The organism is Synechococcus sp. BA-124 BA4, from assembly GCF_034931165.1.
Genome location: NZ_JAYGIA010000049.1, coordinates 1 through 14482 on the forward strand (window position 1 = coordinate 1; position 14482 = coordinate 14482).

General features: G+C 53.3%; 10 protein-coding genes and 2 pseudogenes. 8 read left to right on the plus strand and 4 right to left on the minus strand.

Annotation, left to right across the window (positions count from 1 at the left end; all coding sequences use genetic code 11):
* Positions 1–272 (plus strand): annotated as a pseudogene (locus VB734_RS05950) (IS3 family transposase); the annotation flags it as partial.
* A gap of 1826 nt (positions 273–2098) precedes the next feature.
* Here VB734_RS05950 and VB734_RS05955 read toward each other — a convergent pair.
* Positions 2099–3535 carry a HAMP domain-containing sensor histidine kinase gene (locus VB734_RS05955; RefSeq protein ID WP_323243119.1) on the minus strand — a complete coding sequence of 479 codons (1437 nt, stop codon included), beginning with the start codon at positions 3533–3535 and terminating at the stop codon, positions 2099–2101.
* A gap of 143 nt (positions 3536–3678) precedes the next feature.
* Positions 3679–6012, minus strand: coding sequence for a hypothetical protein (locus VB734_RS05960; RefSeq protein WP_323243120.1), 2334 nt, complete (start codon positions 6010–6012; stop codon positions 3679–3681).
* 265 nt (positions 6013–6277) lie between these two features.
* On the opposite strand from VB734_RS05960, the gene VB734_RS05965 reads away from it, so the two are divergent.
* Together VB734_RS05965 and VB734_RS05970 are read left to right on the plus strand one after the other, a co-directional pair.
* Entirely contained in the window at positions 6278–6700 is a 423-nt protein-coding gene (locus VB734_RS05965) for a transposase family protein (RefSeq protein WP_323243121.1), read from the plus strand.
* 266 nt (positions 6701–6966) lie between these two features.
* Entirely contained in the window at positions 6967–7395 is a 429-nt protein-coding gene (locus VB734_RS05970; RefSeq protein ID WP_323243122.1) for a transposase family protein, read from the plus strand.
* A gap of 42 nt (positions 7396–7437) precedes the next feature.
* Here the strand turns inward: VB734_RS05970 and VB734_RS05975 are convergent.
* Positions 7438–8604 (minus strand): annotated as a pseudogene (locus VB734_RS05975) (IS3 family transposase).
* 112 nt (positions 8605–8716) lie between these two features.
* Here VB734_RS05975 and VB734_RS05980 point away from each other — a divergent pair.
* The 4 genes from VB734_RS05980 (at position 8717) to VB734_RS05995 (ending at position 10910) form a co-directional block, all read left to right on the plus strand.
* Positions 8717–8887: a hypothetical protein gene (locus VB734_RS05980; protein WP_323243123.1), complete on the plus strand. Its 171-nt coding sequence runs from the start codon at positions 8717–8719 to the stop codon at positions 8885–8887.
* On the plus strand, positions 8860–9432 hold the full coding sequence (locus tag VB734_RS05985) for an ISAs1 family transposase (protein WP_323243124.1): 573 nt from the start codon (positions 8860–8862) through the stop codon (positions 9430–9432). Before VB734_RS05980 ends, VB734_RS05985 begins: the two co-directional genes overlap by 28 nt.
* Before the next feature lie 150 nt (positions 9433–9582).
* Entirely contained in the window at positions 9583–10497 is a 915-nt protein-coding gene (locus VB734_RS05990; RefSeq protein ID WP_323243125.1) for a helix-turn-helix domain-containing protein, read from the plus strand.
* 47 nt (positions 10498–10544) lie between these two features.
* Positions 10545–10910: a response regulator gene (locus VB734_RS05995; protein WP_323243126.1), complete on the plus strand. Its 366-nt coding sequence runs from the start codon at positions 10545–10547 to the stop codon at positions 10908–10910.
* Positions 10911–11244: 334 nt separating this feature from the next.
* Here the strand turns inward: VB734_RS05995 and VB734_RS06000 are convergent, their stop codons facing one another.
* Positions 11245–12471, minus strand: a complete 1227-nt coding sequence (locus tag VB734_RS06000) for an IS256 family transposase (protein ID WP_416238041.1) — start codon at positions 12469–12471, stop codon at positions 11245–11247.
* A 237-nt stretch (positions 12472–12708) separates the two neighbouring features.
* Between VB734_RS06000 and VB734_RS06005 the strand changes: the two genes are divergently transcribed.
* Complete coding sequence (locus VB734_RS06005; protein WP_323243128.1) at positions 12709–13089, plus strand: response regulator; 381 nt, start codon at positions 12709–12711, stop codon at positions 13087–13089.
* Positions 13090–14482 lie beyond the last annotated feature (1393 nt).

Sequence of the window (14482 nt, forward strand, 5' to 3'; positions counted from 1 at the left end):
AAGCCTGCAGCTGGGTGGCGGAATTCGTGGACTGGTACAACCATCGGCACCGCCACAGCGCCATCCGGTTCGTGACGCCGGATCAGCGCCACAGCGGTCAGGCCGGTGGTATCTGCCGGCACCGTGCCCGTGTCTATGAGCAGGCCCGCCAGCGACACCCCCGCCGCTGGAGCCGCAGCACCCGCTGCTGGCGTCAGCCGGAGGTGGTCTGGATCAATCCACCGCCACCGGAAAACTCCATGGATCCAGCTACCTTGGTCATGGCCGCCTGATCAGCGGCAGGGGCGTCATCTTTCCTGGCAGTCACCGGGGTTGGAGGGGATTCTTGCAGGAGCAGCTTGGATCAAGAGATCTAAAGGCCAAGGGACCTTGTCAACGAGTGAAAGGCCGTAATTGCGAGCACTAACCGCATTCCCAAAACTCTTGAGGAGCGCATATTTGCGAGCGCCGGATGAAACAAGTTTGGCCGACGGCATTAACAGCTTGACGTCGCCAAATGATACTCCGTTGTCAAGTTGAATGACTACATCATAACTTGACGGGTTGAAGCTGACGATTACATTAAGATCTTCGGATTCCGGCTGTGGATGGCTGGGTGCGCTACGTCCAGGCTGAGAATTTACCGTAATAGCAACAAGAGATGCTCCGATAATTGAGTGCCAAGCGCAACGTAGCCCCGGGGTAAAGAGGGAGAAATAACGGGGCAAGCCTTCATGCCGGGGACCAACCTGAACAGAGGGTAGCGAACCACCAAGGAAGACAGGGCTCTTCCGCAAATTGTTCAGACCGTGGTACATGGCCAATCTTTTTTCGAATCCTAGCAGAACAGGCAATCTCCAGCAGCGATGGTATGGCTTTCTACACAGTTCGAGGTCAGCCAACCTGTCAACAAAGATAAAAAGAAATAGGGTTGGCCTTCATATGGTTCACCGTAAAGCGTGAACGATGAGCACACGCATCATGCATATTCCAATCCTCTGTGGCCACTCAAAGTGCTACTGATTCAAAACCGGCGCGAGGTGCCACACGCCAGTGGTACAAAGAAGAAGAGATGTATTGATGAGAGCGTCGATGCTGTAGCCCGCAATGGATCTCCGTGGCGTGGGCTAATCTGTGATCCGAACATTCATGTCAGTTTCTAGACATAGGAAAAAGGATATCTGTGTAGCGGAAGCCGCCTTGAAGCTATAGTATCCGTCAGTTCGGATCCCAGCCAGCATTCATCGTTACGTGGAACATCGATCGAGCTTGCTAGCTGTACCTGTATTCATCATCGCACCCTGACTAGAACCTGCCGGGTTTGTACACTGATCGGAAGTCGAGCGCAATCCAGAGTTGGGCCGGTCATTTGGTTTATGAAATTTGCCAGTCGGGTGCGTGACATGACAGTCGCAGTAAAATCTAGAACCATCTTGCATTAGCTAAGTAGCAGCCTGAAGAAATGCATACTTAAGTCGCGGTTCCAATTGAAGCGCAAGAGGCTTGCGGTTGTCCGTGCACTAATGTCCTTAAGCTGGTCCCAGAAGACGCCACCGACAAAATCAAAGCCAATGGTATTCTAATCTTCCAGTTATAGCTATAATACTTGATAACCTAAACAGATTCTTGGAACTGGCCTTGGTTCTTTCTCTGATGACGCAGGCTACTCTGGCATTTTATCTTCCGTCTCCACGTATTAGATTCAGGCTAATTTCTGGAAGCTGAAGCGAGGTGTATAAGCTCATCAAGCATTGGTAGGCTTATCGCGCATCAGCGTCGTCGGCCATTGAAAGGCTCCAGAATATCGTCAGCAACTTGACTTGCGAATGATTGAGTCTAGGCCAGAAAGCGTGTTCACCTGAAACCCGAGCTTCTGATGGATCAGAAGCAAGATCTGTTCACCTTTAGGGCGAATATCGGTCTGTCTGTATCGACGAGAATCTCCGTGGTAACATCACCTCGCTGTCTTAACTGGCACCATGACTGCTAATAAGGTCAAGTTGATGATATGAACGACACATCTGGTTCCCTTGCACTATCAGTAGAACTATCACATAAGGAGATTAGCAGATATAGAAAGCCGAGCACATCTGGCAGAAGTCGTTACAAGATGCTCGGATTAGTGGTCGCTGTTCGACTCTGGAAATTTCAATTGCATTGTCGTTCCAGGAGAATCCTGGTCAAGGACGCTAATCTCACCACCCATTACCTGGACAAATTTCGCAACCAATGCCAATCCGACACCAGAGCCAGCCTTTATGCCACTAGTCTGAGGCGTACGATAAAAGGGCTTAAAAATTGCTTCCCGCTCTAATGCGGGGATACCAGGACCGTGATCAGCAACATGGATCACGACAAACCCAGACTCGCGGAAAAGCGAAAGCGTTATAGGCTGGTCTTCAGGAGAATATTTTGCAGCATTCTCAATTAGATTCTGTATGCATTGACGTAGACGATCTTCATCAACTCGAACTTCACAGTTTTCGATCTCCCTGCTCTGGTCGATGGTTTCAAATCGGAGACGATCGCCCCAGGGCAAAGAGTGAGATTCAGCAACAAGTGCCTTGATTAACTGATACGGATGTACAACAGAACAGGAAAGCATCAGGTTTCCCGATTCACTGCGAGCTAGGTCAGTGAGCATCCGCACCAAACGCTCTGAACTGACTGCCTCCTTTTCAGTCGAAACAATAAGTTCGCGATCCTGTTCAGATAACCCATTTAGACGGCGATTCAGAAGCCTTGCAGAAGAGCGAATCAAAGCAAGAGGAGTTGATAGCTCATGGCTGATTGAACGTATATATAACTGCTGTTGTATCCAGGCTTCTTGCAAGCGAGTCGACAAATCATTGTAAGCTTGGATGATTGGCTGCAATTCAGATGGCTGACCAAAAACGTCAAGTTGGTGATCTGCTACTTTTCCTGAAGGACGAAGCGCTACCCCATCCATGGCCTCTTCTAAACGAGATAGAGGTCGTAGGGAGTAAAACATAACCCATTGGATAATAGCAAATACTGCAAAAACAAGCAGCAACCACGTTGCTAAAAGCAGCAGAATATTTTCACGACGGCTCGCAGGATTCACGCCAACATCTTCCAGGAATCGCAATACGCCTTGATTATCTGGTAAAGGCATGGAGCAGGTATAGAAGATTTCAGTGTCATAGGCAAATGTCCGCGGTTTCTGCATGCCAGGGGCATTAACACCAGCAGCGGCAAGTAAGCCCTTTTTGTCAAAGAAGTTTTGAGCCGAGTCCGTGTCAGGGAAAAGAGGTGCTTGATTCGGACGACTTAGCCAGACGAGAACTCGCTTCGCTGAAAAGTCGTTGAGAACCCTTAGCAGAACTTGGTCGTCAATAGGACCCTCGCTTCTCTCGTGGGAAATGCTACTGGCTATGGACTCAACTGTTGCCATCACTAATCGTTCGTGGCGTTGAAGGCGATCGCGACGGACAACCACCTCAGCACCAGCCAAGACGAGTGCATAACTCAGAGTGATCAGGCCAAGCAGGGACCAACCCATGCGGCGGCGAATCGAGTATGAGGACTTGGCCACAGATTTAAAGCAATTACATCATTTATAGCCTGAAGGCTACCAAAGAGCAAGCAACTGAGTAGAAAGCTCCATAATAAGGTTAATCAGAATAGGTTTTTGGAGACTCGGCTCAGCCCGTTAACTAAATTAGACCGTACGCACTATCAAACATTGAAGAATTCATATGCTATACCAGCCGCATTGGGACCTGTCTGGCCAAGCCCAGAAGCAGTTAGACCGTCAATCTCTGCGTCAATAATTAATATGTTAGTGCTGTTATCGAGTGGACTAGAAAAAGCAAATGACTCACCATACTCTGAATGAACATTATTTACCGTTGCATCTGTGACAACAACATCGGAAGAAGCCGAGAAAGTGTAAGCATAAGCGTCGGCTCCATTGTAACCAGTTAAGGTATCCTTGACAAAACCCCTTGTGTAGTTGCCATCAAAGCCTAGTCCACCAACGGCAACAAGGTTTTCTACAGAAGTATCGTTCATAATGGCACCTGTAATACCGTCCATTTTAAAACCTATAGTACCTTTCTGGACGTGCAACATGTTGTCAACGTTATAAATCCACCCATCTTCAAGGTCGAGTGAAGACCGCAACTCATAAAGTGCCGAATCAGATTCCGCCCATGCAACAATATCGCTACCGATCGAGAGTCTGCTGACATCAAGAAAACTATTCGCAAAGAGCTCCTTATTCTTGGCAACCAATAGCTGAGCATTGGCAAGCACATTTGGCTTGTAGTTTGCTGCAAGAACTTCTTGATTGTCTGCATCCGAACTCAGTAAGCCCTGAGTTGACGACTCGAGGGTACTGTAAACCCCATTGGTGTTATTTCGAAGCATGAATGCAGCGCCAATGGGGTCAATTACTGGCTGGTTCATGCCTCCGCCCACATTATTGGAAAGAACAGGAACTTCGGTGACAAAAGAATGTTGACCAAGAATCTTAACGTCTTCAAAGATTGCATTTGCTGAAGGGGTTTCAAATCCACCTTCGGGAGGGTCGGGAAAGCCATTGACCTGAACTCCTACAGGACCGGTTAGGAATCCATAGGAATTTCCATCGACAAAGCCAAATGGATTATTATACAGGTAATAATTGGAATCGATGGTATCGATTCGACCGTCTCCAGATGTTATTATGTCATCGAATACTGCATTAAGGCTTTGCTGCAGAGCCAATTGAATGTCTTTGGCTGATAGAGACTCCCCGTTTACATTGAGACTGCTGACCTCAGATCCCAGGGGGTTAGTGCGCTCAAGCTGTGCTAAATAATCAACATAAGGGCGGATAAAACGCGCGTTACTATAAGAACCAAGGATGGGAACATCGGTCCTATTCGACGCCTCTACATCCTTAACTGTGAGTCCATTAACACCATTGAGAGCAACTGCTGCAACTTCATAATCAATAAAATCAACGTCTTCAATGAGAATATTCTGATTCCCGTTGCCATGGATTCCGTGATGGGCGCTCCGACCAATAGTGCCGTTCTTAATTACAAGGTTGCTCACGGCATCGTTTCCATTTAGACCGAAATCGTGCGGTCCCTGGCCAGTAATGAAGGGGGCGCCTGCAAGTTCTATAACAGAAAAGAAACGCTGCTGCAGTGCATGCTCCTCACTCTGTTCAATTTGAAATCCATTCAGATCGATAATGCTTCCACTTGCGCCACCTTTGATGGCAATCATTGCAAAGAAGCCTATGCCGTATGACTTGGGATCATAAGGACCTCCAGCCACTGTGAATTGACTTGGAAGTGGACCGCCAGATCGATAGGAGTCAAGAAGATCGCCATCTTGTAAACCAAGCCTCTGTGCATCAACTCCAAAGACCTGAGTGCCAACCGCATTTGGATTGAAACTTAGATCTTCCATTATAATGTAATGGCCAGGCTTGTCGAGAATTAGCGTCCCATTCGCAATGTCGGACTGGTAGATAAAGAATTTAGTTAACTCTTGGGCGGTGTGACCACCGCCTATCCATTGACTATCGGATGCATAATCTTCGAATTCGTATTTATCGGTTTCAGAGGGAAGCTTTTTAAGTTGGCCTCGCAAACTATTTTCTTCTGTGTCAGTATTGTTTGGTTCGTCGTCGTCTGGGTCTGAAAGATGGCAATTATAACCCGAGGCGATTATAGGCAATTGACTGTTTCCCCCTGAAGATATAGGAGGGGTGTAATCGCGCAGCGGGACTCTGGTATCCGAAGGGCCTGTACTATATTGTAAAGCTGTAATAGCAGGGACTTCTGGTTGGCCTGACTGAAAATGATTAGATTGATCTGAATCGGGCGCGAACCATGAACTGTATCGAATAGACTCAGTCGAAGACGATGAATTATCTAGATTTGCCGCTCCCTCGCCATCATGTTTCTCGTCGGAGATATAAGGAAATCTGCCACTTGATACCCTCCGAGAGTTGATATGTTCACGGTATATCTTCTTGTTGGCTTCAAGATAGCTGAGGAAAGGAGAACTCACGTAAATCCTTCAGATACCCATCCATAGGATGGCTCAAGCCACCGAGCCATGTCTGATGCGCAGAGTGCGCAATGGTATGCCAACACTGCGCAATTCGCACAATTGCTTGGCTTAGTGGTTGCCGAATCAGCGCCATGGGTTGATTCAGAGCCCAATTTTGATCCGGGTTCCGGCTGCCGCCCTAAGGCCTGATTCAAAGTGTGCCAAAGGCTGTCTTGCCGGGGCTGCGAGCATGGGTTCAGGTCGGTGAGATTGCCACCTCTCAGTGCCCCAAAGCCTTTCTGCCGCAACCGATCTCGATCTAATCAGCTACCTCAAGGCTATCCCTGACGCCCGGATGCGGCGCGGGGTTCGCATCCCCGCCTGGTACCTCCTGTTGGTGGCGGTGCTTGGGATCCTGAGCAAGTGCGAGAGCCTCCGCGATCTGGACCGTTTTGCTCGGCGTCATCACGCTGTGCTCACGGAGTCACTTGGGATCGAGCTCAAGCGTCCTCCCTCCGATTCCGCTTTCCGCTACTTCTTCCTGCAGGTGGATGTCGTTGCTGTCTGCGCCGCCATCCGGGATTGGACCATTGCCCAGATCCCAGGCGGGGCAGATGGTTTGGATCAACTGGTCTGTGATGGCAAGACCCTGCGGGGCTCGATTGTGGCCACCAGTGGAGGGGTTCAGCTTTCATCGCTCAGGTGACGCTGTATTCGGCGGCCTTGGGTGTGGCGATCGCTCAGGCTTGCTACGCCACCGGTGCGAACCATGAGCGGGCGCTCCTCCAGAAGCTGCTTGGGGAGCTGGATCTTGAGGGCGTGCTGATCCAGGCAGATGCGCTGCACACGCAGCAGGCGTTTTTCGGCAGCTCACAAAGCAGGGGGCCGACCAGGGCCGCCCAAAAGTCTGTCCTGGTAGGCCTTGGCGGGCCTGTCACCATTGGGTTTCGTCAGCGGGTCTCACCGCTCCCGATGCCCGAAACCGTCTCCGCTGCAGTCGATCTGGGCGCGCCGGATGATCTGATCAGCTTCCTCAAGGCCATTCCCGATGGCCGCTACCGCCGCGGGGTGCGTTACCCGCAGTGGTTTCTGCTGTTGGTGGCGGTGCTGGGGATCCTGAGCGGCTGCAGGAGCTCCCGTGATCTCGAGGCGTTCGCCAAACGACACCGGGAAGCGCTGAATCAGGCTTTGGGCCTGAATTTCAAGCGCTGGCCCTCCGATGCCACCTTCCTCTACCTGTTCAACAAAGCCCATTTGCAGGAATTCGGCGAGGTGCTGCAGGCCTGGATGATCAGCCAGATCCCAGGTGGGGCAGAGGGTCTGGATCAGTTGGTGTGTGACGGCAAGACCCTACGGGGCTCAGCCATCGAGACGGAGGACGGCAATCACCGGTTCGTTTGACGTGACCCCCTTCATTGGTCCAGGCGCAATGAGAGTGGGTGGTTATGCAGCAGCTGGTTGAGCTGCCTCCAGGGGCGTACGCCCCTGGAGGGCCGAATGCGGCCTCAAGTTGTTGTACTCCCAGCGCCAGCGATCAGCCAAGGTTTGGGCCTCGCTCACGGATGTGAACAGCTCAGTGTTCAGGAACTCATCTGTTCGACGACAATCTGGTTGAGGCGCACATCAACCTGATTGACACGGGACACTCATCCCTGAACCGGCTGTTGAACGACTCGGCAAACCCGTTCTGCCACGGTGATCCTGGTTCGATGTAGGCCGTGGTGGTGCCGCTGTTCTCGCTCCAGCGCTTGAGGGCGTGGGCGATGAATTCGGGCCCGTTGTCGCTGCGGATGAACGCTGGGGCTGGGTAGAGGCTGGTGAGCTCCTCCAGCACCGCCACGACGTCTTTGGCCTTGCAGCGCCTGCCCACCCGGATGGCCAGGCAGAGACGGCTGTGCTCGTCGATCACGTTGAGGAACTTGAGCCGCCGGCCATCGGCCGTGGCGTCGAATTGGAAGTCCATCGCCCAGACCTGGTGCGGGTGCTCAGCCTGGTGACGTCGCACCGAGCCTTCAGCCGGGCGTGCCCTCTTCTGTTTGCGGGGGGTGGGCCGCTGCAGGCCCTCCTCGCGCCAGAGCCGGTGCACCCGCTTGTGGTTCACCGTCCAGCCTTCCCGCCGCAACAGGCGGTGGGCCATGCGCCGGCCCCAGCGGATGTGCTCAGCTGCGATTTCGCGGAGACGATGCCTCAGCTTGGCCTCCTCAAGATCGACGACCTTGCCGACATGCCGCTGGCTGCTGCGGTGCTGGCCCACCAAGCGGCAGACCCTCCGCTGGGATGCCCGGTAACGCTCCTGCAGGACTGTGACGGCCCGCCGGCGACGCTCCGGGCTCAGAAGTTTCCCTCAGCGAGATCCTTGAGCATCGCCTTGTCGAGCTCTGCTTCCGCCAGAAGCCTTTTGAGCCGGGCGTTCTCTTTCTCCAGCTGGCTGAGCCGTTTGGCCTCTTCTGCCTTCATTCCGCCGTAGAGCTGCCGCCAGCGGTGGTAGGTGGGCTGGGAGACCTCGAGAACTCGGCAGGCGTCCGCAACTGTCTGGCCCTGGGCAAGCAACTGGTCAGCCGTTTTGAGCTTGCGGATGATCTGCTCGGGTGTGTGGCGGGTTCGTTTCATGGTGGAGTCCCCGGCCCAGTCTGGCCGGATGAGGACTCTCATTCACCCTGGACCGATTTCAGGGGGACCACGCCACGTTGCTCAGGTCACGGTCTACGCCCGACCCCTCGGCGTGGCCCTGGCCCAGAAGACCTACGACACCCATGAATCCAGCGAGAAGGCAGCGCTCAAGGAGCTGCTGAGCAGTCTGGATCTCGATGGTGTGCTGATCCAAGCCGACGCTCTGCACACGACGCAAGCGTTTTTCGCTGGTGCATGGAGCAGGGGGCCGACCTCCTGCTGACCGTCAAATCGAACCAGAGGAGCCTTTACCGGCAGATCGGGCGCCAGTTCGAGGGCAAGCGCAAAATCCCTTTCACCGCAACAGATTTCGAGAAACGGCACGGGCGTCACACCCGCTGGGAGCTCAGGGCCAAGGAAGCACCTGAGCACATCAAAGCCAATTGGCCGGGCAGCGCCTGGATCGTGGAGCTCATCACCACAACCAGAACGAGGAAGGGTCCGCGAGCGGTGGCCTGCCACCGGTTCATCACCAGCCTGCGGACCAACCCAGACGCGTTGCTGCGAATGATTCGGCAGCGCTGGAGCATTGAAAACGAATGGCACTGGGCCCGCGACACGCAGCTCGGTGAGGACGCCCACCGCTACGCCCATCGCACCGGTGCCGCGGTGTTCTCGTTCCTGCGAACGGTCGTGATGAACCTGTTGCGTCGCGGTGGCTATCGATCAATCCGCCAAGGGTTTCGGGAGCTGGCGTACGACATCAAGGGGATGCTGGCGCTGGGTGGTGTGGCGACTGCACCAGAGACGACCCGATCACACTTTTAGGCAGCCCTGCCAGATTGACCTGCATCCAGTCAGAAATCAGAGTGCCACGCAAATTGAGCCGTTAGACCAATTCACAATCCGACGAAGCATAGCCTTGTCTCTTGACATTGCATATTGCAATGCTAACATTCCAATACACATTGTTCGGCCTTGGCAGAGACTGTCCGCTTTGATACGCTGCTGGAGTCTTTCCTGGGCTCGGCTGAGCGACATGTGGATGCCTCCATAGCGGCTGATGCAGGCACTCCATCTTCAGAGTCTGCTGCGTATTTTGGCGGGAAGGTGTCGCTTCTGCAGGTTCGTTTGTCTTCCATATCGCGGCTGCTCGTCCGAAATCCGTCTGATTCACTTGTGGTAGCCATACCAGACTTCGGCCAGTGTACTGGGTCTGCAGCCAAACGAAATCTCCGATTTGTTCCAGGTCGGTTATCTTTTATTCTTCTACCTGGAGAAGTTCTCAAGATAACCCCAAAATCAAATTCTATTTCCGGATTCTTATTTAAGCTATCGGCTCAGGATATTGTTTCTGAATCTATCACTCACGGTGTAGGTGAACCATCGCTGATGTCGCTCGCAGATACATTACCTGGTCATGAATCGTTGTTGCTCGCGTGTGCTAAGCAGATGATTATTCCAGAAGCATCTGCATTAGTTGTTGAGCCACTGGAGGCATCTGTTTTTTCTCTTTTAGCGAGTCTTCTGGCAGCTGAGCAAAAATCAGTACCATCGAGCCTGATCAACGCTTCAACCCATTCTCGCTATGTACAAATCGCTCTTTCATATATGGAGGAACGCCTTGCCGAACCTATTACTCTTCGTGACCTTTGCAATACCTGCTGCGTATCAGCTCGCACATTGCAGATATCATTCAAATCCGTAATGAATCGTCCACCTTTACAGGTGCTTCATGAGCTTCGCCTTACTCGCTTGCGCGAATTGCTACTTTGTGGCGCAAAGGTTGCAACGGCGTGCAAGAGTGTTGGCCTCTCACCTTCGGGTCGTTTATCTGCAAGCTATCAAAGCATGTTTGGCGAATTGCCCAGGCAGACGAGGTCTGCCAACTAATCGTTAACATTTGAATTTTCTAGACTCTCTGTTCTTTCTTTATTGATATGAGCCTTCCCTCAGTTGCAGTAGTTGATGACGACCTACGTGTTCTCGAGATTGCTACCTTAGAGATTGAGGATTGTGGGTACATAGTCTATTCATTCTCCTCACCGCTGGAATTTCTTGATTCGATTCATGCAATTAAACCATCACTTGTTCTGCTCGACCTCATGATGCCTGAAATGAACGGCCTGGAGTGTCTGCAGCGGCTGAGCACCGGCATTCTTAAATCTCCTGTTTTGATGTTTACCTCTATCGATGAGGAGCAGTTTCGTAAGCAAGCTCTGGATTTGGGTGCTACGGCCTATTTTCTGAAGTCAGAATTACTGGCCAGCCCATGTACCATCATCCAACGCTACATGAAGGCCTAACTCTGTTCTTGTTACGAGGTGCGAACTGTGCCGAATGCGCCGCGGCCGCGTCCCTTTGCGTGGTGTAAAACTCGAGGCCCGAATTCCCTGATCAGAGGGTGAACAGGATGGAATGACGGGCTGTCATTCCGGAGGCGCAGATGCACCTCGCTTTTGCACGTTGAATCAAGGCGATTGACTTGTCAAGTCTTTCGCCCGATCGCGGATGTGTTGTGATCTGGAGTAGCTGGCACCAGCCACAGGTTGTTGCCCCGGCCCCCGGGCGGCGATCAAGGCCGCTGCGCCTTGTAGGGCGCTGCAGCCTCGATCACCTGGGGCCTGAGTTCTGTCTCTCTCAGGCGCTGAGGGCTTGCAGAGTGGGTATGTCGTCCAGATCCGGGATGTCGGCCATGCTCTCGGCGGAGAACATGCGGCGGCCCTCCAGCTGCCAGTGCTCGTGTTGCTCCAGCAGCACCGCTCCCACCAGGCGCGTGATCGAGGCGTCGTTGGGGAAGATGCCGACGACGCGAGTCCGGCGCTTGATCTCCTCGTTGACCCGCTCCAGCAGGTTGGTGCTCCAGACCTTTTTCCAGTGGGGCTGCGGGAAGTGACGGAACGCCAGCACGTCCTCCCGCGCCTCGTTCATCAGCGTGGCGGCCTTGGGAAAGCGATCGGCCAGCGAAGTGGCCAGATCGTCCCAGCGTGACGCGATCTCCTCAGTGGTTTCCTGGGCGAACACGCTGCGCAGGGCGGCCGTGACCATGCCCTGGTGAGCCTTGGGGACGCACTGCAGCAGGTTGCGGGCGAAATGGACACGACACCGCTGCCAGACGCTCCCCTGCAGTTGGCGGCGAATGGCCTTGGTCAGCCCCGCATGAGCATCTGAGATGACCAGCCTGACGCCAGCAAGGCCCCGCTCCTTGAGGTGAGCCACGAATTCCGCCCAGAAGACCTCGCTCTCGCTGTCGCCCACCTTGATGCCCAGTAACTCCCGGCGACCATCGGCGTTGACGCCCATGGCCACCACCACGGCCCGTGAGCAGACCTGTTGGGCCTTGCCCAGCCGGCCCTTGAGGTAGGTGGCATCCAGGTACACGTAGGCGTAGCTGCTGCTCTCCAGAGGCCTGCTCAGGAAGGCCTGCAACTGGGCATCGATGTCCTGGCAGATGCGACTCACCTGCGACTTGGAAATGCCGCTCTGGGAGCCCAGGGCAGCCACCAGGGCATCAACCTTGCGGGTCGACACCCCACCGATGTAGGCCTCCATGATCACCGCATACAGGGCCTGATCGACCCGGCGGCGGGGCTCAAGGATCGAGGGCAGAAAGCTGCCGGCCCGCAATTTGGGAATCTGCAGGGCGAGATCCCCCACCTGGGTGGTGAGGGTGCGAGGCCGGTAGCCGTTGCGGTGGCCGAGGCGCTCCTCGGTGCGCTCATGACGGTCAGCACCGAGGAACGCGGCAACCTCCAGCTCGATCAGCTGCTGCAGCCCATGGCGGGCAAACTCGGGGATCAACTCGCCGGCGCTACAGCCATCGAGTAGCGAGGCCAGCTCAGGTGCGGCACAGTGCCTAGTGGGCATGGTTCGTCTGGTTGAGGTGGTACTCGAACCAGGGAAACGGGCCTGCCCACCCCTTGCAACGCCAGCTGTTGGGCCAGCCGCCTGAGGTGCGCGGCCCACCCCGGCTAAGCCGGGGTGGGGGTGCCGGGGGATTTACACCACTCGCGGGGACGCCAGCATGCGCCGCATTCTGCATTGGTGACTTGCATAGACCATTCATTCAGTTAGAGTAATTTTACACCCTCCCACCCACTTCACATGACTACCACGTTTCACAAAGTTGCAGTCGTTGATGATGATCCGCGCGTGCGTAAGTTGATTGGCCTTTCGCTTGGTGAATTGGGTGTTGATGCGGACTTCTACGATGAACCTTTCGAATTTTTGCGGGTCGTTAGCGATTCAAGCCCCAAGCTTGTTCTAATTGATTTAATGATGCCCCAAATGGATGGCGTAGAATGCTGCCGTCGACTTAGACAAATGGGCTGCACAGCATACCTCTGTATCGTATCAGCTCTTTATGACGATCAAATGGTTCGCGATGCGCTAAGCGCTGGAGCCAATCGCTATCTCGGCAAGTCTGAGGTATTCGAGATACTAGACGAATTACTGAAGGCATCAGATTGCTTTTCGGCAAGCTAGCACCGTTTCCCTTTACTAGAGTGCAGACGGAGTACCTCTTTAGCAGTTTTCCTGCCATTATTTACGGTTTCCACTGTTATTACTACCGTCTTCCATGTTAAGTAGATGCAGACCATTCTTCGACTACTTTTAGTGGTATTCTCTACTCGCTCTACCTGTGAGGTTCTCATAGGTATCCAACCTTTTGATTGCCGGGAGCGAGATTCACCACTTGTTGCCATAGCCAGCAGCAAGCTCGTGGCTACTTCGTTGTCAGGCATTCTGGTTTCTTTCATAGTCTGGGAATCCCTATCCGTATTTCTTCTTTCTAAAGCCACCACTTCCGCGGATTTCTCTATTTCTATGCGGGTCGTTCAAAGAAAGATGTCTTCGCACGGGCTGTTGGTTCGGCTAATGTAGTTGTAGCATCTATCAGAACTCTGCTCTCGCAAGTCGCATTGGCTCCATGAATGGGTTTTCATCCAACGAATCTGCCAGAACTGATCTCTGGGTTCGGGACAACCGCCGCAGAAGTTAGTAACTTCACTCTGATCGTTCAGCATTCTCCAATGCATTGCAATGCAGATGTTTTCATCGGAATACTCTCGCTATTTACCGTTTATACTGAATATTTAGGTCTGAGCTGACTGCAAGATTTGATGGGTTATCTCCGACTAAGTCTTGGGTGGCATGTTGGAACCTGATGTTGCTGCTGTAAGCAGCCTTCCAAACTCACTACCAGAATTTGAATTCAAGATTTCTGACTGGTCACAGCCTTGAAGGTCGTTCGTCGTCGCGTCTAGCGCGCTATTAGGAGTTGGATCCATGCAGAAAGGGAAGTTCGGATATATATTGACTGGCTCGGTGACTTTCAGGAAACGTACCAGTACAGCTCTGCACGCCCTCGCGTCCGAAACACCCACGGCCAAATCCAAAGCCCATGGTCAGACTGAATTTGGGGAGGCCGGGCCATGACCGATGACATCTTTGGAGGTTCGACCCCGAAAGGAAACGTGGTTTGGGTTCCCACAGCGCTCCCTGCCCTGGCGACAACACTGCTAGATCCTCTACTGGTGTTGATCCCGATTAGGAAATTGTTCACTTTTTTGCGTGGAACCTGCCAGGCCTCCCTTCTTCATCAGAAGCCGCAAGCCAATGCCAGATGCCTCTCCATCACGTCTCCGACGTGCGCGCCTCAAAGTAGTCAACCCAAGATCTGCTGGAATTGATATTGGGAGTCGATTCCATGTTGTTGCCATACCCACAGAGCTCGATGACGAGCCAGTGCGTAAGTTTCTGAGCTTTACCAGCGACCTGAAGCGAATGGTCGAGTGGTTACTCACTGTCAACATCACGACCGTAGCTATGGAGTCGACCGGAATCTATTGGGTCCCTTTATACGAAATACTTGTGG